Here is a 25,301-nt window from a genome sequence, read left to right as displayed (position 1 = left end):
TGGAATCCCGCTTTGTGGTAAGTGACTGATGCTGGCTAATAAAAAAACGATATTGTGGCTAGTTTAGCATCATGAAGGTAATTACAGCACCTGCCACAACAAGACAGCCGCCGATTCTTCTTAAATTCTCATCAGGCTGCTGAGCTAATTGGGAAACCATGTTTCGCCAACCTCGCGGGGCAAGTAGGGGTCCTAGTCCTTCGACAACTAACACTAAACCCAAGGCAATCCATAACGACTGTGACATTGTTTTTCTCCCAAAAAATAGGGCTCCCTTGAGGAGCCCTATTACGGTATAGCGTAAGATTATTTAACTGGAGCGCCGTTCATATCGTTCATGTAACGGAAGAACTCACTCTTAGGATCAAGAACTAAGATATCGCTCTTGTCAGAGAATGACGTCTTATACGCCGATAGTGAACGTAGGAAGCTAAAGAACTCTGGGTCTTTGTTATACGCCGAAGAGTAGATAGCTGCTGCTTTTGCGTCTGCACCACCTCGAGTTACACGAGCTGTTTTGTCTGCTTCAGCCAATAGTGTTGCCACTTCTAGCTCAGCTTGAGCACGAATAACTTCTGCTTTCTCACGACCTTGAGAACGGTGCTTACGAGCTACTGACTCACGCTCAGCACGCATACGACGATAAATCGATTCACTGATTTCATCAGGAAGGTTGATTTTCTTCATACGGAAGTCAACAACACGAACACCTAAATCTTTCATCGCGCTTTCACGGGTATCGCGAAGCACGTTGCTCATGATCTTATCGCGTTCGCCATCAATCTCTAGAGCTTGCTTAGCCGCTTCAGTGGTGACTTCTTCACTGTCTGCACTTTCAGGAAGTACATCGTTGTTACGAGGACCAGAAACAATCTGCTTGATCTCACGAGCACCGATTTCAGAACGTAGCACATCGGTAACCTTACGTTCTAAAAGCGCTTGCGCAGTAAGAGCATTACCGCCACCCGTTGCCAGATAGTATTGACGGAAATCTTCAATCTTCCACTTAACATAAGTGTTGATAATGACGTCTTTTTTCTCTGACGTTACGAAACGGTCACCGCGGCCATCCATTGTCTGGATACGTGCGTCCAATGTTTTCACTCGATCGAACAGTGGCATCTTGAAATGCAAACCAGGTTCGTAGATGCGAGATACTTGGTTGTCATCGGTAAGAACACGACCAAATCGAATTACGATGCCACGCTCACCTTCAGGGATGACGAACAAAGACATCAGCATCAATGCTAAGGCAACGACTAATACTGGTATCATCAATTTACGCATTATTAGTATCTCCCTTGACGCGTCGAGTTATTGCGAGACGTATTGTTGCTTGAAGAAGTATCGCTGGCCGACGGATCTAATTGAATCTGTTCATAAGCCGATGTTTCCTTTGGCTTACGTGACTTAGATGTACCTTCTTGACCTGCTAGCTTATCGATAGGCAAGTACAACAGGTTACCACTTGATTCAGAGTCAATAAGAACCTTAGATGTATTTGAGTACACTTCTTCCATCGTATCTAGGTACAGACGGTTACGAGTAACCTCAGGCGCCGCTTGATATTCTGGGAGTAGTTTTTCAAACTGAGCAACTTGACCTAGCGCTTCGTTGGTTATTCTCTCGGAATAACCTTGAGCTTCTTTCTTCAAACGCTCAGAACGACCTGTCGCTTTAGGAATAATCTCGTTTTTGTACGCTTCTGCTTCTCGAATGAAACGCTCTTCATCCTCTCGAGCAGCGATCGCATCATCAAATGCATCTTTAACTTGCTCTGGTGGACGAGCTGACTGGAAGTTGACGTCAACGATGGACAGACCCATATCGTAGTTATCAATGATCTCATTCAGCGTTTCTTGAGTGCTTTGACGAATCTGTTGACGACCACTGGTCAGGATACTATCCATCAGTGAATCACCGATTACTGCACGTAGAGCCGAGTCAGTTGCTTGGCTTAAGCTGTCATCAGCGTTAGTGACAACAAACAGATACTTGTATGGATCAGAGACGCGGTACTGTACGTCCATTGAAACTGAAACTACGTTTTCGTCTTTTGTCAGCATGGTACCTGATGCACGTAGCGAGCGAATTGCTTGCACGTTAACAGGTTGGTATTCGTCGATAAAGCGAGGACGCCAGTTCAGACCTGGGTCGACGATTCGATCGAATTTACCGAGACGGAGAACGACACCTCGCTCACCTTCACTAATGGTATAGAAGCCAGAAAAGAACCAAATAGCGACTGCGATTAATGCAATGACACCAAAGCCTATTGCACTACCACCACCGCCAATTGATGGGCCACCATTACCACCACGTTTACCAAACTTACCACCGATTTTCTGACTCAGCTTATTAAAGACTTCATCTAAATCAGGCGGTCCTTGATCACGACCACCGGAGTTCCGGTCACCACGATTGTTATTACCCCATGGGTCTTTATCGCGGCCGTTGTTTCCATTGTTATTACCAGGCTCATTCCACGCCATTAGGAAGCTCCATCATTTAGTATGACGTTATACTGTAGCAGTCCTTTAAGTAACTATAAAGTCACTCAAAACTGCCCCTTCTCTTTTTTCAAGTCTAGACCAATCTACTTGTTGCATCCGAATATCAATCAACAAGTTACCTTCTTCGTCGTATTCTTCACGTTGAATACAATTCATCTGGAAAAATGTACTACGAAATCGCCCTTGAAACTGCGGCGGAATTCGCAATTGATATTGAACCATTTGGCTCGCTAAGCGCTCTGTTAGCGCTTCGAACAACAGTTCGATTCCTTGCCCTTCCATGGCAGAAACCCAAACGGCTCTCGGAATTCCTTCGCCATTACGTTCTATACGTGGACGTTGGCCATCTAGATTATCTATTTTATTCATCACAACGAGAGAAGGCACTTCATGTGCATCTATCTCTTCTAGCACGTCATGAACAGCTTGAATATTCTCACGAAATCGGTCATCACTGGCATCGACAACATGTAACAAAATGTCAGCTTCCTGCGTTTCTTGCAGTGTTGCCTTAAATGCCGCGACTAAATCATGCGGTAGATGACGGATAAATCCTACCGTATCCGCAAGGATAGCCGGACCGACGTCCGCTAGTTGTATTTTTCTTAAAGTGGGGTCGAGTGTTGCGAATAACTGGTCAGCAGCATACACCCCTGCTTCAGTAATACGGTTAAACAGTGTTGATTTGCCCGCGTTGGTATAACCTACTAGGGAAATCGTTGGGATTTCAGCTCTGTTTCGGGCTCGTCTGCCTTGTTCACGCTGTTTTGCGACTTTTTCTAGACGACGCAAAATCGCTTTAATTCGATCACGCAGAAGTCGACGGTCGGTCTCTAACTGAGTTTCGCCGGGACCACGTAAACCAATACCACCTTTTTGCCTTTCAAGGTGCGTCCAACCTCGAATCAATCGAGTCGATATGTGACGCAACTGTGCTAGCTCTACTTGCAACTTACCTTCGTGGGTACGTGCTCGCTGAGCAAAAATGTCGAGGATCAGACCAGTGCGATCCAAGACTCGACATTTACACAGACTTTCTAAATTACGCTCTTGGGCAGGAGAAAGGGCGTGATTAAAAATCACAATGTCAGCACCAGTTAACTGCACTGTCTGCGCAATCTCCTGAGCTTTACCTTCTCCAACATAGTATTTCGGGTGAGGGGACTGCCGGCTTCCGGTTACTACCTGTAACGCATTAACGCCTGCAGAAGATACGAGCATCTCAAATTCGCTAAGATCTTCCCACTCACCTTCTTGCGTGAAGTTGATATGAACAAGTACAGCTTGCTCCCCCGATTCATAACGGTCAAACAAGCTACCAACTCCTATTTAATTGTCTTGTTTTATTAAATTCGGTATTAATCGTCAGATTTCTCTTGTTGACGATCACCAGCTGGACGCTCACCACTATGATGGCTAACCGCACGAGCTGGAACAACCGTAGAAATCGCATGCTTATAAACCATTTGATTTACGGTGTTTTTCAAAAGGATCACAAACTGATCGAAAGACTCAATTTGACCTTGTAGCTTGATCCCGTTTACAAGGTAGATTGATACTGGAATACGCTCGCGACGTAGTGCATTTAGGAATGGGTCTTGAAGAGATTGCCCCTTAGCCATTTTTATTTTCCTTATATTAATATTGTAGTTTTAATTATTTAGCTATTGGTGCACTGCAATGTTAGGTGCTGCCTTTGCATCTGAGCTAAACCAATGAAATACCCCTTAGTTTTATAATCATAGAACAACTATTGCCTTTGAAAACAAAACTCAGTTCCTTTTTGGGTACAAATACGCAAAAGCGACCACATTATACACAGTTAATGCCATCAGATGCTATGGCATCTGTGAGAGTTTTCATTGAATCCTCAACATGTTCGCTGTCTAACCAAACCAAATCATCCCAACTCCTTAACCAGGTGATTTGACGCTTGGCCAATTGGCGAGTCGCACAGATCCCGCGAAAGATCGCGTCATCTAAAGTGCTCTCTCCGTCCAAATATTCCCACATCTGACGATATCCGACACAACGAATAGACGGCAGATCTGGGTGAAGATCTTCACGAGCATATAACGCTTTGACTTCATCTTCAAAGCCTGCTTGTATCATTTTCTCAAAGCGCAATTCAATTCGTTTATGTAACAAAGCACGATCTTTGGGCGCTACCGCAAATTGTTTAACACGAAATGGTAAAGGCTCGCCTTTGGTTTCAGTCAATTCTGTCAATGACTTACCAGAGATACGATACACTTCAAGCGCACGTGATAGTCGCTGAGGATCATTTGGATGTATCCTCTCTGCTGAGACAGGATCTATCGCTCGAAGTTCATTATGAAGTGCTTGCCACCCTTTTTCTGTGGCTTCTTGCTCGATCTGTTTGCGGATTTCCGGGTTCGCTGCAGGTAACGGCGATAGGCCTTGTAATAGTGCTTTAAAGTACAGCATTGTGCCACCAACCAGCAGCGGGATCTTACCTTCAGCGTGAATTTTGGCAATTTCGTTCAAAGCATCGCGTCTAAAATCCGCCGCAGAATACGCCTCTGCTGGATCCAAAATATCGATTAAGCGATGTGGCGCTAGTGCAAGCTCATCGGCATCTGGCTTTGCGGTACCAATATCCATGCCCTTGTATATTAAGGCTGAATCAACACTGATGATCTCCACAGGGTATTGCTGACGAAGACGAATGGCTAAGTCGGTCTTACCGGATGCGGTTGGACCCATTAAAAACAAAACGAGTGGTAATTTTTGATTCATGATGAAAATGCTGCAATTGTGGCCGTAAAATCGACAGGTCGAACAAATTTAGGGTCGCTTAACGGTAGCTGACCTTCGTAGAGCTGTTCAAGGTTGCCAAGCAACTGAACGGATTCAGATAAAGTGTAGCTACTTTTCACTTGCAGCACTTTTTTCGCTAACCAAAGGCTTAACTGACTGGTGGTTTGATCATGCTGCTCAAGGGTTGCCAAGTATGACAGCATTTCATCAATTAACAATTGCAAATTTTGCTGCCTTAATGGTGAAGGCACCCCCATCACCATTGCAGTTTGTTTATTGCGTACCTTAATATCGATTCCAAAGTTCAACATAAGCTGCTCATGAGTCTCAACCGCTTTTAATTGCCCTTCATTGACTTTCAATGAGAGTGGCACCAACAGTGGCTGCATGGTCAACGCACTTGTTTTTGGGCTCAATTGAGCGAACAGTTTGTAAAAGTCAGCCCGGCGCAAAGACACCACCGCGCAAATGGGCTCCGCCTTCACTAGCACATAACATTGTTCGACAATGGCAATGGCCTTACCAATTCGCTCAATATTCACGTCTATCTGGTTTGGCTTTTGCATTTCAGGTTCAGGCAACTGATGGACGTTAGTTTCAATATCGGGCGTTTGCATCAACTCCTGATAGACTCGAACTTCGTCGGCCGTTGGCGCTTTTTCTATGACACGAGCCGAACTCTTATTGCTAGAAGTCTTCGCACCACGCTCAGATACCCAGTCGCTACGAGGAGAATGCTCTGCAATTTCATGACCTACCGAAGTACTTTGCACAGCATACTCTGATTGACTATCACGTCTTTGATAATCCGCTCTACCAGGATAGGCAGGTATGCTTTCCACAGCACTAAGCGTAGCATCGTCGACATCAATTCTCGATGTTTGCTCCGGCTCTCGGTGTGCGGTGACTTTTGCTTCATTTTGACTGTTAGCCGATGTGCTAAAAGCTGCTGGAGAAACTGGCTGAGCGTCAATAGACTTAGCCTGAACCAAAGCATCACTCAGAGCTTGGTATATAAAGTCGTGAACCAGACGAGCTTGATGAAAGCGAACTTCATGTTTTGCAGGATGCACATTCACGTCCACTTGATGAGGGTCGATATCAATAAACAAGATATAAGCAGCAAACTGCTCTGGGGCTAGACTGTTTTCGTAGCTTTGACGAATCGCATGATTGATGAGTTTGTCTTTCATCATACGACCATTCACATAGCAATATTGCAGATCACTTTGAGCTCTGGCACCTTCCGGGGTGGTAATCCAGCCATGTAATTTCAAATCATTATGCTGCAACTCAATCTTAAGCATATTGCGCACAAATGGTGCTCCACACACGGCTGCTATTCGCTTCTCTGTTTGCGCATCGGTCTTTGCAGCACGGTACTGCCTTACTAACTTACCGTTGTGCTTCAGGTTGATCGAGACGTCAAAACGGCTCAAGGCGATCCGTTTTAATAGCTCATCAATATGAGTGAATTCCGTTTTCTCAGTACGTAAAAACTTGCGTCTTGCTGGTGTGTTGAAAAACAGGTCAAGGACTTCAAGTGTAGTACCAATGGGATGTGCAGCAGGTTTAAGCTTCACTGCCATGTCACGCCCTTCGGCATATGCACTCCAAGCTTGTTCTTGCGTGGCTGGACGAGAAGTCAGTGTCAATCGAGCCACAGAGCTTATACTTGCTAATGCTTCACCGCGAAAGCCTAGGCTCATAATGGCTTCAAGATCATCCAAGGTATGAATCTTCGACGTCGCGTGACGACTAAGTGCCAGTTGCAACTCATCTTTAGCAATCCCTTTGCCGTTATCACGAACGCGGATAAGTTTGGCACCACCTTTTTCGATATCAATATCGATACGAGTCGCACCAGAATCAAGACTATTTTCGACTAACTCCTTTACTACCGAAGCTGGTCGTTCCACCACTTCACCCGCGGCAATTTGGTTAGCCAGTCGAGCGGGGAGTATCTTAATCGTCACTTATCTTCTCCAAAATGAGCTACATCATTCTTGTTTACTTATTAGGTATCAACAAGACTTGGCCTACAGCCAATGAGTCTGAACGTAGCTTGTTCGCATCTCGTATACTTTGAACGGTCACACCATACTTAGATGCAATCTTGCCTAAGAACTCCCCTCGCTGCACTTTGTGCTTACGAAGAGGTAGGTCTTTTAAACTGACTGTGATTTTGAGTTTCTGCCCCAGTTTCAATACATCAGATTTGAGGTTGTTCTCACGTTTAATATCCGCAACGGAGACTTTGTATTTGTTGGCAATCTTACCCAAGTAGTCACCTTTGGCCACAGTATGGGTTACCGTTTTAGTTTCAACCGTATTTACCTTGCTGCTGACCTTCACTGGTGCGCTGCTCCCAGGAATCACCAACGTTTGTCCTACCGCCAGCGAAGTACTCTTCAAGTTATTGGCACTCTTAATAGCCGAGACCGACGTCCCATAATTTTGAGCAATCACAGATAAGGATTCACCACGCTTCACGGTATGTTTTTTCTGCTGGCCGCGATTGGCAAACAAAGTCCCTTCCGGCGGATTCGCTTCAAAATACTGGACGATCGCTTTGGCTAAGGCACGCGCCAATTTATCTTGGTGACTACGAGTCGTCAGCAAGCGCTCTTCTGTTGGGTTGGAAATAAAGCCAGTTTCAACCAGAACCGAAGGAATATCCGGTGATTTCAACACCGCTAGGCTCGCATTAACAGGCTCTTTCTTATGAAGATGCGCAACTTTACCCATCTCTTTTAAAATCTTAGTTGCGACTTTGTAGCCCTCTTTTTGAGAGTGACTAAATTGCAAATCTAAGAGTGTTTGACTGACATTTCTATCGTTGGTGTTCTTCGATAACACCTCACCAGCACCGCCCAATAATTCAGATTGCTGCTCGTGATTCTCTACCCAGCGCGCAATCTCGGTGTTCGCTCGTCTAGTATTCAGGACAAACACTGACGCACCACGAGGTTGTGGCGTTCTAAACGCATCGGCGTGAATTGAAACCAATAAGTGTGCTTTATTCTTACGTGCAATCTCAGAACGTTTATTAAGATTGACAAAATAGTCACCACGGCGAGTCAATACTGCCTTCATGCCCGGAATAGCATCGATCTGTGCAGCCAGTTTTTTCGACACGCTCAAGGTCACGTGTTTTTCGTATTTCTTAGTTGGTCCAATCGAACCCGGATCTTCACCGCCATGGCCAGCATCAATTGCAACGATAATATCTGCTGTGCCTCTCAACTGAGAAGCATCACGACTTACTGCCGTTTTACTGCTTGGTACCGTTGCTTTAGGTTGGTTACTCGCTTTACCGTGAGGCAAGTCGATAACCAGACGATGTCCGTACTGCCCCCCCGGTGTGGGATTCAGTTTAAATATTTGCGGCGTTGAAGACTTCTTTAACTCGAACACCAAACGATAGGTCCCTTTGCTAGGGGGTGAGCTTTTACGAATTTTGCTCAGCACCGGGCTATCGGTTACGTTCATTGGTAACTTGGTGTTTAAGGTTGTGTTTTTAAGATCCACTACAATTCGGCTTGGGCCCGATAGTGAGAAATAACTGTAGTCCGCTTCAGACTTAAGGTCGATAACAACACGCGTTTCGTCCGGTGACGGCCAAACGCGGAGACCCTCTAACGCATTGGCTAAAGTAACGGTAGGAAACATCAACAAGATTGGCAGCATGACTTTAACCATGCTGCTAAGAAAACGACTGATCAATTTAACTCCAACTGACTTATTAATTCTCTTCCATAATCGCTATTTGCGGTGAAGGCAATCTCTCTTGCCTCGCCAACATACTTAATCTCGATATCAATATCGGCATCAGGTAAGACGCCAATTCCTTTTTCAGGCCACTCCACTAAACAGATGGCATCATCCGAGAAGTAATCACGAATACCCATGAACTCAAGTTCTTCAGGATCCGCTAAGCGATATAGGTCGAAGTGATATACGTTCCAACCATCAAGCTGATAGGGCTCTACCAAGGTATAAGTCGGGCTTTTTACATTACCCCTATGTCCGAGACTCTGAATAAAGCCACGACTGAATGTGGTCTTCCCAGCGCCAAGATCACCATGCAAATAAATCGTTGTCTGTTTTGAACAGAGATTGGCCAGTTTAGTTCCAATTAAAATCGTTGCGGATTCATCTGCTAAGGTAAATTTTTTAGTGCTCATCACATTTTTCTCTGAGTGGTGCCTTTGAGAGTCGAAATAGTAAACTGTGTCGCTTTTCGTAGACAAGTGATCTTATGTAAGTAATCAGAAAATTTACCATTATTTTATCGTTATCCCTACTGTGCATACACAAAATAGTCGATGAAAGTTTGTTCTAAAGTAGATTAAGGACTTTTTGGTGCTCATACTTGGGTTAGTATTGGTTTTGAGTATAGAATACGCGTCCTTTTCTATTTGAGTAATCATGATGGACTTAAACAAGCTTGCCAGTGACATCAAACAATGGGGACAAGAGCTCGGTTTTCAAAAGGTCGGTATTAGTGATATCGATTTGCAAGACCAAGAAACTGTTCTCAAAAACTGGTTGGCCGCTGGATATCATGGTGATATGGCTTGGATGGAAACACACCAAGATTTAAGAATTCACCCAGATAAGCTACATCCAAATACCTGTCGAATTATCAGTGTCAGAATGGATTACCTTCCGGAAGACGCGAATTTTGCATCCAATTTAGAAGATAAGCACTCGGGTTATATCAGTCGGTATGCTCTTGGACGTGATTACCACAAACTGATTCGTAATCTACTCAAAAAACTAGGTCAAAAAATAGAACAAGAAGTCTCAGAGCTTGGTTATCGTCCATTTGTCGATTCAGCCCCCGTTTTAGAACGCCCTCTAGCAGAAAAAGCCGGATTAGGGTGGATAGGAAAACACTCATTATTACTGGATAAAGAAGCTGGCTCTTGGTTCTTTTTAGGTGAACTATTTATCGACTTGCCTCTTCCTACGGATAACCCGGTAAATAACGAGTGTGGAAAGTGTCGAGCGTGCGTAACATCCTGCCCTACTGGTGCGATTTTGGAAAACGGCGTTATTGATGCTCGCCGCTGTATTTCCTACCTCACCATCGAATACAAAGGGGTCATTCCACTAGAATTTCGCGAAGCGATGGGAAACCGAATCTATGGGTGCGATGACTGCCAACTGGTTTGTCCTTGGAATCGTTATGCAGAGCTCAGCCAACGACAAGACTTTCAAAGACGCAATAGTTTTGCCGATACCAATCTCGACATTTTGCTTTCCTGGGATGAAGCCACTTTCCTTAAAAATATGGAAGGCTCAGCCATTCGAAGAATCGGTCACGAGCAATGGCAACGAAATATCATCATCGCGATGGGGAATGCGCCTTTCTCTCAAACTTATATCGAGCAGCTAGAACAGATAGAGGGACAATCCGACCTTCTAGATCCACACATCGAATGGGCCTTGCAGAAACAGCTCGGGCAGCTACCTGTGAATCTAGATACCAGCCTTCATACTAAAAACCAACGTCTCATCCGTATCGTAAAAAAAGGGTTACCCCGAGACGCATAGCCATCAATGGTTGTAGAAAAATCAAATTAATTTTCTTGACTAATATCTCAAATCTACATTTGTGGAAAAACTACATTTTCATTAGCGGTTAGTCGTTGAGAAATCAGGTTAAACACAGTTTCAATATATGACTAGGATCAAAAAAACGTCACTTGCTGATCATTTTGCTGTCAAGAAAAAAACAACAGAACGCCACTTATTTTATTTAATTTCAATCACTTAGTAACAAATATCAATCTTTAGCATTACCAATATCGGTGTAAAGATCTTTCAAGCCCCCTACCTTAAGGACCTTCAAATACAATTTATCAACCAAGTTATCCACAAAATAAAAATGTGGATAAGTCTGTTAATTTAACTGTGACAGAATCGCAACAAAGGCAGACGCCTAGTGCTGTTCAGGTGTGTAGAAATTAGATACACAGTTCAGTGCATTGCGTTACTTATGAGTAATGCAATAACTGAATGACTTAATTTTTGGGAGTGATGCTTCTCAGCATTAGGAAAGAGCATGCGGTGAAGGGACGAAGTTTCTCAACTTTGCTATCTCTTAATGAGATGACCGCTTTTGGTGTCCATTATGAGGAAGAAATTGGAGCGACACACGAGGTTCGAACTCGTGACCTCAACCTTGGCAAGGTTGCGCTCTACCAACTGAGCTAGTGTCGCATTATTATCGCTAATTAAATAACGATTATTTCTTTCACTTTAGGAAAATGGAGCGACACACGAGGTTCGAACTCGTGACCTCAACCTTGGCAAGGTTGCGCTCTACCAACTGAGCTAGTGTCGCATATCAACAGCAAGCGCTATTGATTAAATTTGGTTGCGGGGGCCGGATTTGAACCGACGACCTTCGGGTTATGAGCCCGACGAGCTACCAAGCTGCTCCACCCCGCGTCCGTATTGTGTCACCGTTAAGTACCGTGAGAACTTTCAAACTGGAGCGACACACGAGGTTCGAACTCGTGACCTCAACCTTGGCAAGGTTGCGCTCTACCAACTGAGCTAGTGTCGCATATCAACAGCAAACGCTATTGATTAAATTTGGTTGCGGGGGCCGGATTTGAACCGACGACCTTCGGGTTATGAGCCCGACGAGCTACCAACCTGCTCCACCCCGCGTCCGTATTGTGTCACCGTTAAGTACCGTGAGAACTTTCAAACTGGAGCGACACACGAGGTTCGAACTCGTGACCTCAACCTTGGCAAGGTTGCGCTCTACCAACTGAGCTAGTGTCGCATTGAACGTCTTTCGTCGTTCAGGGCTGCGAATTATAAGAGCATTTTTTTGTGATGCAAGTCCTTATCAGCAAAAAAACCAACTTTTTTTTCGTTTGATGAAAAAGCACACAAAAATACGTTATTTTCCCGCCAGCTACAGCCCTAAACTTATCTTTTTAACAAATATTCGAAGATCAGATAGTAAAAATAGTCTCACGATAATATTTGAGTTCAGCAATAGACTCACGAATGTCATCCAACGCTAGATGGGTTCCTTGTTTAGAAAAACCATCAAGGACTTCCGGTTTCCAACGACGAGTCAATTCTTTTAACGTACTGACATCCACGTATCGGTAATGGAAATACTCTTCAAGTTCCGGCATATGTTTGTAGAGAAAACGTCGGTCTTGACCAATACTATTGCCACAAATCGGTGATTTTCCTTTTGGTACCCATTGCTCTAAAAACGTGATGGTTTGTTTAATGGCTTCCGCTTCATCATACTCACTGTCTTTAACGCGAGCCACCAGCCCACTTGCAGTATGGGTATTAGTGCACCAATCATCCATTTTGGCCAACTCTTCATCCGATTGGTGAATGGCGATTACTGGGCCTTCAGCAAGAATGTTTAACTCGCTGTCCGTCACTATACTGGCGATTTCGATAATTTTGTGTTGCTCAGGATCCAGTCCTGTCATCTCCAAATCGACCCAGATCAAGTTGTCATCACTGAAAGACATAATGCCCTCGTCTATTTGTTTTCTGCTAAAAGAGGTACTATACCGAAATTAAATTCAGTAACCCAAATGGTTTGATGCAAATTGCATCATTGAAATATCGTGGCGAAAAAGAAAAAACTAACCAAAGGTCAGGTGCGTCGTGTACGCAGCAACCAAAAGAAAAAACTGGCAAAGGAAGAAACGGTCCAGTGGGATGAAACCATGCTTGGTGCAGTCAAGCAGGGGCTTGTTATCACGCGTTTTGGGCAACATGCCGACATTGAAGATCTCGAAACTAAAGAAATTCACCGCTGTAACTTAAGGCGCGGCATTGAATCTTTGGTGTCTGGCGATCGCGTTAAATGGCGAGTTGGCCTTGAATCTATGCATGGTATTTCTGGCGTTGTAGAAGCTGTAGAGCCACGAACCTCAATGCTAACTAGACCTGACTACTACGACGGTCTCAAACCCGTAGCAGCAAACGTTGACCAAATGGTGATCGTCTCTGCTGTAGTGCCAGAGTTGTCTTTAAACATCATTGATCGCTATTTGATTGCCTCTGAAACATTAGAAATCGCGCCACTTGTGGTTCTAAATAAAATAGACCTACTTCCAGAGCAAGATCGCGAGACGTTTTACCAACTTTTAGATGTCTACAAGAACATCGGTTACAAAGTACTGTTGGTCAGTAAGGAGAGTGGCGAAGGCATCGAAGAGCTCGAGGCCCACCTAAAAGACAAGATCAATATTTTTGTTGGTCAATCTGGTGTCGGCAAATCAAGCTTGGTTAACGCCCTGATGCCAGAGCTCGATGTAGAGGAAGGTGAAGTTTCCACTAACTCTGGTTTAGGCCAACACACCACGACAGCAGCAAGATTGTATCATTTCCCATCAGGCGGCGATCTTATCGACTCTCCAGGGGTACGTGAGTTTGGCTTGTGGCACTTGGAACCAAATGAAGTCACCGAAGCATTTGTTGAGTTCAAGCCCTATCTAGGTGGTTGTAAGTTTAGGGACTGTAAACACCTCGATGATCCTGGTTGCATTCTTCGTGAAGCGGTAGAAGAAGGTAAAATCGACCAAGTACGCTTTGATAACTACCATCGAATTATCGATAGCATGAGCGAAGGCAAAGCGAACCGACAATATTCAAGAAACAAAAAAGCCGATTTGTGATAACCCTAGAACATGGGCGAGATTAACACTCTGACCGTGTATCATTCACAAATTGCTGACATTTAGGGCGAATTACATTAGTATCTCGCGCCCTGAATTAATAACACTCAATTAATGTTGGAATAGTAAACAATGGATAAGATTAAAGTTGGACTGCAATACTGGATACCTCAGCACGGCTTGACCCGTTTGGTAGGTAAACTGGCATCAGCAAAAGCAGGCGGTCTAACAACAGCGATCATTCGTTGGTTTATCAAGCAATATAACGTCAATATGGACGAAGCTTTGCACGCAGATCCGGCTCACTTTAAAACCTTCAATGAGTTTTTTGTGCGTGAGCTGAAACCAGGAATGCGTCCAATTGCTGAAGGTGAAACGGTGATTTCCCATCCTGCAGACGCATGCGTGAGCCAATTTGGGCCAATCACAGATGGTAAGCTCATCCAAGCGAAGAACCACGACTATACCGCGCAGGAGCTACTTGGTGGCAATGCTGATTTAGCGGCTGAATTTGCTGAAGGCGAATTTGCGACTCTCTATCTATCGCCTAGAGACTACCATCGAGTGCACATGCCATGCGATGGCACCTTGCGTCAGATGATTTATGTTCCAGGCGATCTGTTCTCTGTAAACCCATTGACAGCCGAAAATGTACCAAACCTATTCGCCCGAAATGAGCGCGTTGTGTGTATTTTCGATACTGAGTTTGGGCCAATGGCTCAAGTACTGGTTGGGGCAACAATCGTGGGCAGTATTGAGCTTATCTGGGCTGGCACAGTAACACCACCTCGCGGTAATACTGTTTACACCTGGGACTACCCTGCAGAAGGTGATAAGTCAGTCGTACTGAAGAAAGGCGAAGAAATGGGTCGCTTCAAACTGGGCTCAACGGTCATCAACTTATTTGCTAAAGACAGCATTCGCTTTGATGACAGCATGCAGAATAACGCGCCAACGGTTATGGGCACCCCATACGCTCATCAGCAAAACCAAACGGAAAGTGTGTTACAAGACGACGAATAACAAACTTAAACGGTGCCTAGGCACCGTTTTTTGTTTAGATGATATAACGATACTTCACTTTAAAATCCCGTGATAAATAGCCATTCAGATTTTGACGCAAAGCAAAACACCTTACGAATCTTCCCTCGACTTTTCAAAACTTTAATACCAGTCTAAGACCCCAAGTAGAATATCTTTTAACCTAGGTGCAGTTTAAATATCCACCATGGTGACCGCCCCTATGCCGAAGATACATACTGGGACACTCATTAAGCTATTCATCTGCTTTTTAGTGCCGTTAGGCGTCCTGATGATGCCTATTGATTGGATTCCGATTGATGACCTCACGCTGATTCAGCACCGATTATTAGCCATCTTTTTACTTGCCGCTTTGCTATGGGTACTCGAGCCAGTACCAGTCTTTGCCACCTCAATTTTGATCATTGCGCTTGAGTTGATCATGATCTCTGACAAAGGACTTCACTTATTCCGCACGCCACCAGCAGGTCATGAACTTGGTGAACTGATGGCTTACACCGATATTTTCAGTGCCTTCTCATCACCTATTATTATTCTGTTTATGGGCGGCTTCGCGCTTGCGATCGCCGCTTCAAAATACGAACTTGATAACAACCTAGCTCGCGTACTACTTGAACCTTTTGGACAGCAGCCTAAGTTCATTATGCTGGGGTTAATGTTGATTACGGCGGTGTTCTCAATGTTCATGTCTAATACCGCAACAACAGTCATGATGTTAGCCCTTCTCGGTCCTATCGTTGCCTCAGCACCCAAAGGTGACTTGGGTATCAAAGCTTTAGTGCTTTGTATTCCGATAGCCGCCAACACCGGGGGCATTGCCACTCCGATCGGAACACCACCAAACGCTATCGCGCTGCAATATCTTACTGGTGAAAACACGATTGATTTCTTGCAATGGATGATGATGGGACTACCGTTTGTCATCGTTCAGCTCACATTAGCTTGGTTCCTACTGCAGAAACTGTTTCCATCTTCTGAAGACAAAATGGTGCTCAAACTGGAAGGCGCTTTCCAGAGAAACTGGCGGGCTATGGTTGTCTATGTCACCTTTGCCACAACGATACTACTATGGATGACCACCAAGCTTCATGGCATGAATACCTATGTAGTTTCTATCATTCCACTTGCTGTATTTACGCTAACAGGCATCATGGGTAAAGATGAACTGAAGCTCATTAACTGGGACGTACTTTGGTTAGTCGCGGGTGGTATCGCCATTGGGATTGGTTTGGATAAAACCGGATTGGCCGCAGCATTAGCGCATGCCATTGATTACGAGTCCCTCTCTCCATTTGCTGTCGTGATTACGCTGTCGATTGTGTGTTGGTTAATGGCTAACTTTATGTCCAATACCGCAACCGCAAACCTGTTAATGCCTATCGCGGCGGCAATCGGTGCATCAATGGAAAGCTTAGCCAGCATTGGCGGTTTACAAGGGTTGCTCGTGGTGGTCGCATTCTCAGCATCCCTCGGTATGATTTTGCCAGTGTCCACACCACCAAACTCCTTGGCGTACTCAACCGGGCTTATAGAAAGTAAAGACATGGCAAAAACCGGTCTTATCATTGGTGTAATCGGCCTGCTCATAGTCTATGCAGCAACGCTCATCCTCACCTGATCATAGGTGAATGAAATCCTCTTGCTTACAAGTAAGAGGATTTCATTGCAGTTTTCACCGTGCCATAGTAAAACCTAATGAATTAACAGGGATAATACACGTTAGGGATAACAATGGGATTTGAATGGCTGGCGTTGATCGCCGCTTTTTTATGGGCGGTATCTAGCATTATTTCCGTCACCCCGGCCAAGCATCTAGGATCCTTTTCCTATAGTCGCTGGCGCATGGGTTGTACCGCAATCATACTCTCCACGATGGCTGCCATTACTGGTGGCTGGTCAAGCGTAGAAGCCAGTCACATTACACCGATGATGCTCTCTGGGCTTATTGGTATCTTTATAGGCGATACCGCCCTGTTCGCCTGCCTAAACCGTATGGGACCGAGACAAGCAGGGCTACTATTTTCCTGCCACGCCGTGTTCTCGGCGGTATTAGGTTACTTCTTATTTGCAGAAACCATGACATCGTTAGAGTTGGTCGGCTCCGCTTTAGTTTTCTCCGGGGTTGCTACGGCTATTTTCTTTGGGCGACGTGGGAAGAGTAACCATAAAGCCAGCGAACTCGAAACCATCAAAGGTAATGTGTGGTTTGGTGTAGGACTTGGTATCACCGCAGCCTTGTGTCAGGCTCTTGGTGGAATTATTGCCAAGCCCGTGATGCAAACTTCAGTGGACCCTGTCGCTGCCTCTGCCATACGTATGATCACCGCTTTTATTGCCCATAGCTTGTTTCTATTTACCGGGGCTCGACACGCTAAGAGCATTAACCCTATTACTTGGTCGATATTTGGTATTACGGCACTTAACGGTTTCTTAGCGATGGCGGTAGGCATGACGCTGATTCTGTTTGCATTGCAAACCGGAAATGTGGGGATGGTCGCTTTGCTTTCTTCGACCACGCCGATTATGGTGCTGCCACTACTTTGGTTGTACACCAAGCAGCGCCCCAATAAATATGCTTGGTTAGGTGCCCTATTAGCTGTCGCGGGCACCAGCATATTGGTCAGTTAAGCGCGCGGGAACGGAAACGCAACCACTTCATCAATATGTTTTGCACCAAGTGCTAACATAATGAGGCGGTCAATACCTAAAGCAACGCCAGCACATGCAGGAATGCCTGACTTTAGTGCATCTATTAAATGGTAATCAATTGGCTGCTGAGGAAGTCCCATTTGCTGACGCTTACGATTATCCTCTTCAAAGCGAGCTAATTGTTCGTTTGGGTTGTCTAGCTCATGAAAACCATTCGCTAGCTCTATGCCCTTAAAATAGACTTCAAATCTATCCGCAACACGCTCATCGTTTGGATTGACCTTAGCCAGAGCAGCTTGTGAGGCAGGAAAGTCATACACGAACGCAGGAACGTCTTGGCCAATCTTGGTTTCGACTCCCATGCTAAAAAGCAATTGCAATAGCGTATCTCGATCTTGTTCTTTATCCGCAATATCACTTAGCCCTAAGCTTCCAGCCGCCGTTCGGAGTTCTGGCATATTCGCTACTAGCGGACACACTCCTAAGTGGGTCATAAACGCCTGTTGATATGTCATTCGCTCAGCGCCATCACACGCCAACACCATCCTTAACAGTTCATCCATTTCATCCATTAACTGGTGGTGGTCAAAGCCTTCGCGATACCACTCAAGCATGGTGAACTCAGGGTTGTGGTAGCGACCGCTTTCTTCATTGCGGAATGCTTTATTGATTTGATAAATAGAGCCACTGCCCGCCGCCAACAAACGCTTCATATGAAACTCAGGACTAGTCATAAAATACAGCTTACGACCATCCGCATAACCCGGCCCAACAAACTCCGTTTGGAACGTATGTAAATGGATATCTGTCACGGTCGCATGACTCATAGCAGGCGTATCCACTTCCATTACATTCCTTGATAGGAAAAAGTCTCGTATTGAATGGATTATTTGCGCTCTTTTTTTCAGCAAAGCCACAGATGCTGTGGGCTGCCACTCATTGCAAATCATAATTAAACTCATTAGCTCTGTTTATTGATAATTATACGATTGTGGAGATTTCTACTCAATAACGCGTGATTTTAATCACACATCATATAAATACTATGCTTCTCTTTGCATTTCCGGAGCAAAAACCTAACTCAATCAATTTTTTTGCCATACAGCTTATCTAATATAAAACCTTACTCTATAAAAGCTTACTTAAGCATTTAATTATAACTCGCGAGCTAACTCGCTCTCACACACTGGAGGATAACTGTGAAAACAATTACCACAGATATCGCAGTCATCGGCGCAGGCGGCGCCGGTCTTCGTACTGCCATTGCAGCAGCAGAAGCAAACCCAGAAATGGAAGTTGCTCTGATTTCTAAAGTCTACCCAATGCGTTCACATACTGTGGCCGCGGAAGGTGGTTCTGCAGCTGTAATCAAGGATGAAGATAGCCTAGATAACCACTTCAACGATACTGTTGGTGGTGGTGACTGGCTTTGTGAACAGGATGTTGTCGAATATTTCGTAGAAAATGCCACACGTGAAATGATCCAAATGGAACAATGGGGTTGCCCATGGAGCCGTAAGGAAAATGGCGAAGTTAACGTTCGTCGTTTCGGTGGTATGAAGGTTGAACGTACATGGTTTGCCGCTGATAAAACCGGCTTCCATATGCTACACACTCTGTTCCAGACTTCGATGAAGTATGAGCAAATCAAACGATTTGACGAATACTTTGTGGTTGACCTACTTGTCGTTGAAGGCGAGGTTCAAGGTCTGATTGCTATTCATATGTCTGAAGGTGAACTGGTTACCATTAAAGCCAAGTCTGTTGTGCTTGCAACAGGTGGCGCTGGCCGCGTTTATCACTGTAATACCAATGGCGGTATCGTAACAGGTGACGGCATGGCGATGGCCTATCGTCATGGTGTACCACTACGTGACATGGAGTTTGTTCAATATCACCCAACCGGTCTTCCTGGTACAGGTATCCTGATGACAGAGGGCTGTCGTGGTGAAGGTGGTATCATCGTTAACAAGAATGGTTACCGCTACCTACAAGATTACGGCATGGGTCCTGAGACGCCAGTTGGCCAGCCGAAGAACAAATATATGGAACTGGGTCCTCGTGACAAAGTTTCACAAGCATTCTGGCACGAACAGCAAAAAGGCAACACGATCAAGCATCCACTTGGTGATGTTGTGCATCTCGATCTTCGCCACCTTGGTGAAGAGTATCTACAGGAGCGTCTACCGTTTATCTGTGAGCTTGCAAAAGCTTATGTGAACGTTGACCCAGCGAAAGAGCCAATTCCAATCCGTCCTACCGTTCACTACACCATGGGTGGCATTGAAACCAATGGTCAATGTGAAACACGTATTCAAGGCCTATTTGCTGTGGGCGAATGTGCTTCTGTTGGTCTGCACGGTGCTAACCGCCTAGGCTCTAACTCTCTAGCTGAATTCGTGGTATTTGGCCGTGTTGCAGGTGAACAAGCTGTAGAGCGTGCCAAAGCGTTTAAAGGCTGGGATGACGCTGCTATCGCACAACAAGTTGAAGCTGTTGAAGCTCGTATTGCTGCACTAATGAACCAAGAAGGCGATGAAAACTGGGCTGAAATCCGTACTGAAATGGGTCACACCATGGAAGCGGGTTGCGGTATTTACCGTCAAGAAGATCTAATGCAAGCCACGCTTGATAAGATTGCTGAGCTCAAACAGCGTTATAAGAAAATCAGCATCAAAGACAAAGGTAAGGTGTTCAACACTGACCTTCTTTACGCCATTGAAGTGGGTTATGGCCTTGAAGTTGCAGAAGCTATGGTTCACTCCGCTATCCTGCGTAAAGAGTCACGTGGCGCACACCAACGTTTAGATGATGGTTGTACTGAGCGTGATGATGTGAACTTCCTTAAGCACTCTCTGGCGTTCTTCCAAGAGGATAACGCGCCAAGCATCGATTACAGCGATGTGAAGATCACTAAGTCTCAACCTAAAGCGCGCTTATACGGTGAAGCAGCAGAAAAAGCTGCCGCGGCAGAAGCGAAAGCATCTCAAGATAACAGTGCGGAGGAGCAAGCATAATGTCAGCTAATCGTATTCAGAAAGTTGAGATCCTGCGTTATGACCCAGAAAAGGACTCAGAACCTTACTTCCAAACCTTTGAAGTTCCGTTTGATGAGACCATGTCTGTACTTGATGCGATTGGTTACATCAAAGATCACCTAGATAAAGATCTGTCTTACCGCTGGTCTTGCCGTATGGCGATTTGTGGTTCGTGCGGCATCATGGTGAACGGAGTGCCTAAGTTAGCTTGTAAAAGCTTCCTTCGTGACCATCAAAATGGCCTGAAGATTGAGCCTTTGGCTAACTTCCCTATCGAGAAAGACCTGATTGTCGATATGACGCCGTTCATCGAGCGCCTTGAAGCTATCAAGCCATACATCATCGGTAATGATCGCAAACCAGAAGATGGCACCAACATCCAAACACCTGAGCAAATGGCGAAGTACAAGCAGTTTGCTGGCTGCATTAACTGCGGCCTCTGCTACGCGGCCTGCCCTCAGTTTGGTCTAAACCCAGAGTTCATCGGTCCAGCAGCACTGACACTTGCTCATCGCTATAACCTTGACAGCCGTGACAATGGTGCCGCAGAGCGTATGAAGATGATCAACGGCGAAAACGGTGCTTGGGGCTGTACGTTTGTGGGCTACTGCTCTGAAGTCTGTCCGAAGAACGTTGACCCAGCAGCAGCGGTTAACCAAGGTAAAGTGGAGTCTTCTAAAGACTTCGTCATTGCAATGCTAAAACCACAGGAGGCGTAGAATGAGTAACAGAAAACCTTATGTTCGTGAAATCAAACGCACGTGGTGGAAAAACCATCCATTCTATCGCTTCTATATGTTGCGTGAAGCGACGGTACTGCCTCTTATTCTATTCACTATCTTCCTGACTTTTGGTTTGGGTGCATTAGTGAAAGGCCCTGAGGCTTGGCAAGGTTGGCTGGAGTTTATGGCAAACCCTATCGTCATCGCGATTAACATCGTGGCACTCGCAGGCAGTCTATTCCATGCTCAAACTTTCTTTAGCATGATGCCGCAAGTTATGCCGATCAAGCTGAAAGGCAAACTGGTCGAAAAGAAAACCATCGTTCTTACTCAGTGGGCAGCGGTAGCCGCTATCTCACTAGTCGTTCTCATCATTGTATAAGGAGTGAATCGTGATTAATCAAAACCCAAAACGCTCTGACGAACCAGTATGGTGGGGACTATTTGGTGCAGGTGGTACTTGGTTTGCCATGATTACACCAGTAACGGTACTTGTGCTTGGTATTCTAGTGCCAATGGGCATTATTAGCCCAGAAGCGATGAGTTATGAACGTGTCGCAGATTTTGCTACAAGCATCATTGGTGCCCTATTCATCATAGCCACATTAGCGCTTCCAATGTGGCATGCGATGCACCGCCTGCATCACGGTATGCACGATCTGAAAATCCACGCGGGCGTAGCAGGTAAAATCGCTTGCTACTTCTTTGCAGGCTTAATCAGCGCACTGTCTGTTATCTTCATCTTTATGATCTAAGCAACAGACACAAACCTCAAAGGCAGCGATATCGCTGCCTTTTTTATTGCCAGTTTTTTGTGACTCAGCATTTAAGAAGACAAATGCTTACACGCAGAACCCAACTCTCTCTATACAATCCGCGCCGCTTGATAATAAAAAAGAGATGTAACAATGAAGAAGTCTATTTGCGCACTGCTTATTTCTAGTGCACTTTTTGGGTGTGGTTCTACCGTTAATATGACCACATCAGATGCCGTGGCAGCTCAACCAAAACTGATGCTTAAAACGGATGGTACATTTTGGGGCTTTGGTCCTGAGGGCAGTTTTGATCTTGCCGGATTGTATCAAGGAAAATACTCGCGCAGTGCTTCCACTAGCTCTTGGTTCAATACCATTAATACCAAAGAAGGAGAGATGGTTGCAGAGGTAACCCGCAAGGACAACGGTAAAACTTGGACGCTCGTTTGTAGTGGTGGCGGTACTAGTGTGGATCTTGGCAGCTTCTCGTTCGGTGGTAACGGTCCCTATGTTTGTGAGATCAGCGAAAATGGTAAGTCGGTTGGTGAGTATCAAATGGCCAGAAAGTCGGAAACTATTAGTTTGTCGACAGCTAAAAAAGAAACTGGCTTCATTCGCTTAGACAGTACCCATTTTAACGCGGAATCCATCCACGATGGTGAAGGCTTAATGATGAGTGTCGATAATCCACTTGGTTATAGTTTTAGCCGTGGTAGCGTCGAGGTCGCCGCAGCACAAATCAACGGTGCGATTACCTTACAAACCTTAGCCAATCTGCCTCAAGCAGAAATGGACACCTTAGCGCTTGGCACCGTAGCCAGTGCTTTAAGCTGGCGACCACAAGAGTAATACCTCTTCCATTAAAAAAGGTCGCCTAAGCGACCTTTTCTTCATACAGCAAAGAGTAAGCTTACTTAACGCGGCCTACGTACTCACCTGTACGAGTATCAACTTTAATCACTTCACCGATTTGGATGAATAGCGGTACACGTACAACAGCACCTGTTGTTAGTGTGGCTGGTTTACCACCAGTACCCTGCGTATCACCTTTTAGACCTGGATCGGTTTCAGTTACTTCTAACTCAACAAAGTTAGGCGGAGTCACGGTAATTGGGTTACCATTCCAAAGAGTAATCATACAAGTGTTGTTTTCTACCAACCATTTCGCGTTATCGCCAACAGCTTTAACTTCCGCAGCGATTTGTTCGAATGTTTCGCTGTTCATAAAGTGGTAGAATTCACCATCTGTGTATAGGTAATCTAGATCGATGTCCATCACGTCAGCAACTTCAACAGTTTCGCCAGACTTGAAGGTTTTCTCTAGAACTTTACCAGACAGTAGCTTACGAATTTTTACGCGGTTGAATGCCTGACCTTTACCTGGCTTCACGTATTCGTTTTCTAGAATTACGCAAGGCTCGTTATCCAGCATTAATTTAAGGCCGCCTTTAAATTCATTCGTGCTAACAGTAGCCATTGTATCCTCTTAGTGTTCTTCGAGTTAAAATTTAATGTCGCCTATCATAACCCGAAATCTTGTTTCTGTTGAGCAAAACTGGCTCAAACAGCTATCGAATGCGATCTCAGACCCTTATGAACTGCTTAAGCAGCTAGAAATTGATGCGACTCCGTGGGAAAACGGCTTAACCGCTCGACGTCTTTTCCCGATGCGTGTTCCACAAAGCTTTGTCGATCGTATGGAAAAAGGCAACCCGTACGACCCTCTATTAAGGCAAGTTTTACCATTAAGCCAAGAGTTTGAAGTCCACAACGGTTACTCTGAAGATCCTTTAGAAGAGCAAGATGCAGCGGTGCCCGGTCTACTACACAAGTACCACAATCGCGCACTACTAATTGTCAAAGGTGGCTGTGCTGTGAATTGTCGCTACTGCTTCCGTCGTCATTTCCCCTACGAAGATAACAAAGGCGGTAAAGCTAACTGGCAAGTCGCACTCGACTATATTGCGGCTCATCCAGAGATCGACGAGATCATTTTGTCTGGCGGCGATCCACTGATGGCCAAAGATTCTGAGTTAGCATGGCTTGTTCAAAAAGCAGAATCTATTCATCATTTAAAAACACTTCGCATTCACTCCAGATTACCTGTGGTGATCCCAAAGCGCATTACAGAAGAGTTGTGTCAGCTTCTTAAACAGACTCGACTGAATACCATTTTGGTAACGCATATCAACCACGCTAATGAAGTGAATTCTGAATTCTCTGCGTCAATGGCACGTATTAAAGACACGGGCACAACATTGTTGAATCAAGGAGTACTGCTAAAAGGTGTCAATGATTCTGTTGATGCTCAGTTTGAGCTCAGTCATGCGCTGTTTTCTGTGGGCATATTGCCTTATTACCTTCACGTGTTGGATAAGGTTCAAGGCGCGGCACACTTCTTTATTAGCGATGACGACGCCAAAGCCATCATTCAGGGGCTGATCAAACGAGTGTCTGGGTATTTAGTCCCTAAACTGACGCGAGAAGAAGGCGGTAGAGCCAGCAAGACACCACTGGATTTACATCTTGAGTAACCTTTTTCGTCTCGACAAAATATTTTTGTTCGATCAGACGGTCTAATAGTCAGATACTGCGCTTTTTAGGAGGCAATGTGGAACTGACACAGTTATTCAATGCACAACTGCTCGACTTAGGGCCTTTTTCATGGCCTGCACTTGGGGCTTGTATGCTCAATGGTGCCTTAGTAGGCCTTGAGCGCCAAACACGCGGAAAACCTGTTGGTATTCGTACCGCGATTCTAATTGTGTCGGGGACGTACTTGTTTATGTCCATGGCCGTATCCCTTTCTCCGAACACGCTTGATCAAGCACGAGTATTAGGGCAAATAATTACTGGCGTTGGCTTTTTAGGTGCGGGGGTGATGATGACTCAAGACGGGAAAATTCATGGCGTAACCTCAGCGGCCGTTATCTGGGTTTTGGCAGGGTTAGGAATGATGATTGGACTCGGTCATCATAAAGAATCGATCATTTTAACCGTTTTGGCATTAACGGTCCTATTGGGCGTAGATAAGATTGAAAGCAGCTTTAAAAGCTTACGTCGCGGCGTTCATCAAACCATGCAAAATCGCAATCGAATGAGAAAATAAAAAAGCCCTGAT

24 protein-coding genes and 6 tRNA genes are annotated in these 25,301 nt (G+C 45.1%); 12 read left to right on the top strand and 18 right to left on the bottom strand.

Annotation, left to right across the window (positions count from 1 at the left end):
- Nucleotides 1–58: 58 nt before the first annotated feature.
- The 9 genes from HOP38_RS00635 to tsaE form a co-directional block, all read right to left on the bottom strand.
- Complete coding sequence (locus HOP38_RS00635; protein ID WP_124940541.1) at nucleotides 59–247, bottom strand: DUF2065 domain-containing protein; 189 nt, start codon at nucleotides 245–247, stop codon at nucleotides 59–61.
- 59 nt (nucleotides 248–306) lie between these two features.
- Nucleotides 307–1,287, bottom strand: coding sequence for a protease modulator HflC (gene hflC, locus HOP38_RS00630; protein WP_006075245.1), 981 nt, complete (start codon nucleotides 1,285–1,287; stop codon nucleotides 307–309).
- A gap of 2 nt (nucleotides 1,288–1,289) precedes the next feature.
- Nucleotides 1,290–2,492 carry an FtsH protease activity modulator HflK gene (hflK, locus tag HOP38_RS00625; protein WP_006075246.1) on the bottom strand — a complete coding sequence of 401 codons (1,203 nt, stop codon included), beginning with the start codon at nucleotides 2,490–2,492 and terminating at the stop codon, nucleotides 1,290–1,292.
- 45 nt (nucleotides 2,493–2,537) lie between these two features.
- Complete coding sequence (gene hflX / locus HOP38_RS00620) at nucleotides 2,538–3,827, bottom strand: ribosome rescue GTPase HflX (RefSeq protein WP_198557252.1); 1,290 nt, start codon at nucleotides 3,825–3,827, stop codon at nucleotides 2,538–2,540.
- A 44-nt stretch (nucleotides 3,828–3,871) separates the two neighbouring features.
- Nucleotides 3,872–4,135 (bottom strand): RNA chaperone Hfq, encoded by a 264-nt coding sequence (hfq, locus tag HOP38_RS00615; RefSeq protein WP_006075248.1) that lies wholly within the window; start codon nucleotides 4,133–4,135, stop codon nucleotides 3,872–3,874.
- Between the two features lie 190 nt (nucleotides 4,136–4,325).
- Entirely contained in the window at nucleotides 4,326–5,273 is a 948-nt protein-coding gene (gene miaA / locus HOP38_RS00610; protein WP_006075249.1) for a tRNA (adenosine(37)-N6)-dimethylallyltransferase MiaA, read from the bottom strand.
- Entirely contained in the window at nucleotides 5,270–7,270 is a 2,001-nt protein-coding gene (gene mutL, locus HOP38_RS00605) for a DNA mismatch repair endonuclease MutL (protein ID WP_198557251.1), read from the bottom strand. The genes miaA and mutL overlap by 4 nt, the downstream gene beginning before the upstream one ends.
- Before the next feature lie 34 nt (nucleotides 7,271–7,304).
- Nucleotides 7,305–8,996 (bottom strand): LysM peptidoglycan-binding domain-containing protein, encoded by a 1,692-nt coding sequence (locus HOP38_RS00600; protein ID WP_006075251.1) that lies wholly within the window; start codon nucleotides 8,994–8,996, stop codon nucleotides 7,305–7,307.
- A gap of 20 nt (nucleotides 8,997–9,016) precedes the next feature.
- The gene (gene tsaE, locus HOP38_RS00595; RefSeq protein ID WP_006075252.1) at nucleotides 9,017–9,481 is read right to left on the bottom strand and encodes a tRNA (adenosine(37)-N6)-threonylcarbamoyltransferase complex ATPase subunit type 1 TsaE; all 465 of its coding nucleotides are present in this window, start codon (nucleotides 9,479–9,481) and stop codon (nucleotides 9,017–9,019) included.
- Between the two features lie 247 nt (nucleotides 9,482–9,728).
- Between tsaE and queG the strand changes: the two genes are divergently transcribed.
- Nucleotides 9,729–10,856 carry a tRNA epoxyqueuosine(34) reductase QueG gene (queG, locus tag HOP38_RS00590; protein ID WP_006075253.1) on the top strand — a complete coding sequence of 376 codons (1,128 nt, stop codon included), beginning with the start codon at nucleotides 9,729–9,731 and terminating at the stop codon, nucleotides 10,854–10,856.
- 593 nt (nucleotides 10,857–11,449) lie between these two features.
- On the opposite strand, the gene HOP38_RS00585 is transcribed toward queG, so the two are convergent.
- The 7 genes from HOP38_RS00585 to orn form a co-directional block, all read right to left on the bottom strand.
- Nucleotides 11,450–11,525: transfer RNA gene (locus HOP38_RS00585), tRNA-Gly, on the bottom strand.
- 48 nt (nucleotides 11,526–11,573) lie between these two features.
- Nucleotides 11,574–11,649 (bottom strand) — tRNA-Gly (locus HOP38_RS00580).
- 30 nt (nucleotides 11,650–11,679) lie between these two features.
- Nucleotides 11,680–11,756: transfer RNA gene (locus HOP38_RS00575), tRNA-Met, on the bottom strand.
- A gap of 42 nt (nucleotides 11,757–11,798) precedes the next feature.
- A tRNA-Gly gene (locus tag HOP38_RS00570) sits at nucleotides 11,799–11,874 on the bottom strand.
- 30 nt (nucleotides 11,875–11,904) lie between these two features.
- A tRNA-Met gene (locus HOP38_RS00565) sits at nucleotides 11,905–11,981 on the bottom strand.
- A gap of 42 nt (nucleotides 11,982–12,023) precedes the next feature.
- Nucleotides 12,024–12,099 (bottom strand) — tRNA-Gly (locus HOP38_RS00560).
- A gap of 175 nt (nucleotides 12,100–12,274) precedes the next feature.
- Nucleotides 12,275–12,820 (bottom strand): oligoribonuclease, encoded by a 546-nt coding sequence (gene orn, locus HOP38_RS00555; RefSeq protein ID WP_006075671.1) that lies wholly within the window; start codon nucleotides 12,818–12,820, stop codon nucleotides 12,275–12,277.
- Nucleotides 12,821–12,919: 99 nt separating this feature from the next.
- On the opposite strand from orn, the gene rsgA reads away from it, so the two are divergent.
- The 4 genes from rsgA (at nucleotide 12,920) to HOP38_RS00535 (ending at nucleotide 17,644) form a co-directional block, all read left to right on the top strand.
- Nucleotides 12,920–13,975, top strand: coding sequence for a small ribosomal subunit biogenesis GTPase RsgA (rsgA, locus tag HOP38_RS00550; protein ID WP_124940538.1), 1,056 nt, complete (start codon nucleotides 12,920–12,922; stop codon nucleotides 13,973–13,975).
- Nucleotides 13,976–14,107: 132 nt separating this feature from the next.
- A complete protein-coding gene (gene asd / locus HOP38_RS00545) occupies nucleotides 14,108–14,998 on the top strand; it encodes an archaetidylserine decarboxylase (RefSeq protein WP_031494866.1) in 891 nt (296 codons plus the stop codon).
- Between the two features lie 220 nt (nucleotides 14,999–15,218).
- A complete protein-coding gene (locus tag HOP38_RS00540; RefSeq protein ID WP_198557250.1) occupies nucleotides 15,219–16,634 on the top strand; it encodes an SLC13 family permease in 1,416 nt (471 codons plus the stop codon).
- Between the two features lie 113 nt (nucleotides 16,635–16,747).
- Nucleotides 16,748–17,644, top strand: coding sequence for a DMT family transporter (locus HOP38_RS00535; RefSeq protein ID WP_038223789.1), 897 nt, complete (start codon nucleotides 16,748–16,750; stop codon nucleotides 17,642–17,644).
- Here HOP38_RS00535 and epmA read toward each other — a convergent pair.
- Nucleotides 17,641–18,615: an elongation factor P--(R)-beta-lysine ligase gene (gene epmA / locus HOP38_RS00530; protein ID WP_423250075.1), complete on the bottom strand. Its 975-nt coding sequence runs from the start codon at nucleotides 18,613–18,615 to the stop codon at nucleotides 17,641–17,643. The genes HOP38_RS00535 and epmA overlap by 4 nt on opposite strands.
- Nucleotides 18,616–18,864: 249 nt before the next feature.
- On the opposite strand from epmA, the gene frdA reads away from it, so the two are divergent.
- From frdA to HOP38_RS00505, 5 genes are all read left to right on the top strand, one after another.
- Nucleotides 18,865–20,682 (top strand): fumarate reductase (quinol) flavoprotein subunit, encoded by a 1,818-nt coding sequence (frdA, locus tag HOP38_RS00525; RefSeq protein WP_006075450.1) that lies wholly within the window; start codon nucleotides 18,865–18,867, stop codon nucleotides 20,680–20,682.
- Complete coding sequence (locus HOP38_RS00520; protein ID WP_006075449.1) at nucleotides 20,682–21,422, top strand: succinate dehydrogenase/fumarate reductase iron-sulfur subunit; 741 nt, start codon at nucleotides 20,682–20,684, stop codon at nucleotides 21,420–21,422. Before frdA ends, HOP38_RS00520 begins: the two co-directional genes overlap by 1 nt.
- A gap of 1 nt (nucleotide 21,423) precedes the next feature.
- On the top strand, nucleotides 21,424–21,807 hold the full coding sequence (gene frdC / locus HOP38_RS00515) for a fumarate reductase subunit FrdC (protein ID WP_006075448.1): 384 nt from the start codon (nucleotides 21,424–21,426) through the stop codon (nucleotides 21,805–21,807).
- Nucleotides 21,808–21,817: 10 nt separating this feature from the next.
- Nucleotides 21,818–22,180, top strand: coding sequence for a fumarate reductase subunit FrdD (gene frdD / locus HOP38_RS00510; RefSeq protein WP_006075447.1), 363 nt, complete (start codon nucleotides 21,818–21,820; stop codon nucleotides 22,178–22,180).
- 153 nt (nucleotides 22,181–22,333) lie between these two features.
- The gene (locus HOP38_RS00505) at nucleotides 22,334–23,029 is read left to right on the top strand and encodes a VV20781 family protein (protein WP_198557249.1); all 696 of its coding nucleotides are present in this window, start codon (nucleotides 22,334–22,336) and stop codon (nucleotides 23,027–23,029) included.
- A 61-nt stretch (nucleotides 23,030–23,090) separates the two neighbouring features.
- Here HOP38_RS00505 and efp read toward each other — a convergent pair whose 3' ends face one another.
- On the bottom strand, nucleotides 23,091–23,657 hold the full coding sequence (efp, locus tag HOP38_RS00500; RefSeq protein WP_006075445.1) for an elongation factor P: 567 nt from the start codon (nucleotides 23,655–23,657) through the stop codon (nucleotides 23,091–23,093).
- A gap of 34 nt (nucleotides 23,658–23,691) precedes the next feature.
- Here efp and epmB point away from each other — a divergent pair, with 34 nt between their 5' ends.
- Nucleotides 23,692–24,714 (top strand): EF-P beta-lysylation protein EpmB, encoded by a 1,023-nt coding sequence (gene epmB, locus HOP38_RS00495; RefSeq protein ID WP_062461776.1) that lies wholly within the window; start codon nucleotides 23,692–23,694, stop codon nucleotides 24,712–24,714.
- A 152-nt stretch (nucleotides 24,715–24,866) separates the two neighbouring features.
- Nucleotides 24,867–25,289: an MgtC/SapB family protein gene (locus tag HOP38_RS00490; protein ID WP_081836363.1), complete on the top strand. Its 423-nt coding sequence runs from the start codon at nucleotides 24,867–24,869 to the stop codon at nucleotides 25,287–25,289.
- Nucleotides 25,290–25,301: the final 12 nt, after the last annotated feature.

This window comes from Vibrio mediterranei, from assembly GCF_013364395.1.
Taxonomy (GTDB): Bacteria; Pseudomonadota; Gammaproteobacteria; order Enterobacterales; family Vibrionaceae; genus Vibrio; species Vibrio mediterranei.
This window is presented reverse-complemented; position numbering and strand designations above follow the sequence as displayed.

Excerpts from the sequence above, each read along its gene's own strand:
- HOP38_RS00635 (WP_124940541.1), bottom strand. The coding sequence starts at position 247 with ATGTCACAGTCGTTATGGATTGCCTTGGGTTTAGTGTTAGTTGTCGAA.
- hflC (WP_006075245.1), bottom strand. The coding sequence starts at position 1,287 with ATGCGTAAATTGATGATACCAGTATTAGTCGTTGCCTTAGCATTGATG.
- hflK (WP_006075246.1), bottom strand. The coding sequence starts at position 2,492 with ATGGCGTGGAATGAGCCTGGTAATAACAATGGAAACAACGGCCGCGAT.
- hfq (WP_006075248.1), bottom strand. The coding sequence starts at position 4,135 with ATGGCTAAGGGGCAATCTCTTCAAGACCCATTCCTAAATGCACTACGT.
- miaA (WP_006075249.1), bottom strand. The coding sequence starts at position 5,273 with ATGAATCAAAAATTACCACTCGTTTTGTTTTTAATGGGTCCAACCGCA.
- HOP38_RS00600 (WP_006075251.1), bottom strand. The coding sequence starts at position 8,996 with ATGGTTAAAGTCATGCTGCCAATCTTGTTGATGTTTCCTACCGTTACT.
- tsaE (WP_006075252.1), bottom strand. The coding sequence starts at position 9,481 with ATGAGCACTAAAAAATTTACCTTAGCAGATGAATCCGCAACGATTTTA.
- queG (WP_006075253.1), top strand. The coding sequence starts at position 9,729 with ATGGACTTAAACAAGCTTGCCAGTGACATCAAACAATGGGGACAAGAG.
- orn (WP_006075671.1), bottom strand. The coding sequence starts at position 12,820 with ATGTCTTTCAGTGATGACAACTTGATCTGGGTCGATTTGGAGATGACA.
- asd (WP_031494866.1), top strand. The coding sequence starts at position 14,108 with ATGGATAAGATTAAAGTTGGACTGCAATACTGGATACCTCAGCACGGC.
- HOP38_RS00540 (WP_198557250.1), top strand. The coding sequence starts at position 15,219 with ATGCCGAAGATACATACTGGGACACTCATTAAGCTATTCATCTGCTTT.
- HOP38_RS00535 (WP_038223789.1), top strand. The coding sequence starts at position 16,748 with ATGGGATTTGAATGGCTGGCGTTGATCGCCGCTTTTTTATGGGCGGTA.
- epmA (WP_423250075.1), bottom strand. The coding sequence starts at position 18,615 with ATGATTTGCAATGAGTGGCAGCCCACAGCATCTGTGGCTTTGCTGAAA.
- HOP38_RS00520 (WP_006075449.1), top strand. The coding sequence starts at position 20,682 with ATGTCAGCTAATCGTATTCAGAAAGTTGAGATCCTGCGTTATGACCCA.
- frdC (WP_006075448.1), top strand. The coding sequence starts at position 21,424 with ATGAGTAACAGAAAACCTTATGTTCGTGAAATCAAACGCACGTGGTGG.
- HOP38_RS00505 (WP_198557249.1), top strand. The coding sequence starts at position 22,334 with ATGAAGAAGTCTATTTGCGCACTGCTTATTTCTAGTGCACTTTTTGGG.
- efp (WP_006075445.1), bottom strand. The coding sequence starts at position 23,657 with ATGGCTACTGTTAGCACGAATGAATTTAAAGGCGGCCTTAAATTAATG.
- epmB (WP_062461776.1), top strand. The coding sequence starts at position 23,692 with ATGTCGCCTATCATAACCCGAAATCTTGTTTCTGTTGAGCAAAACTGG.
- HOP38_RS00490 (WP_081836363.1), top strand. The coding sequence starts at position 24,867 with ATGCTCAATGGTGCCTTAGTAGGCCTTGAGCGCCAAACACGCGGAAAA.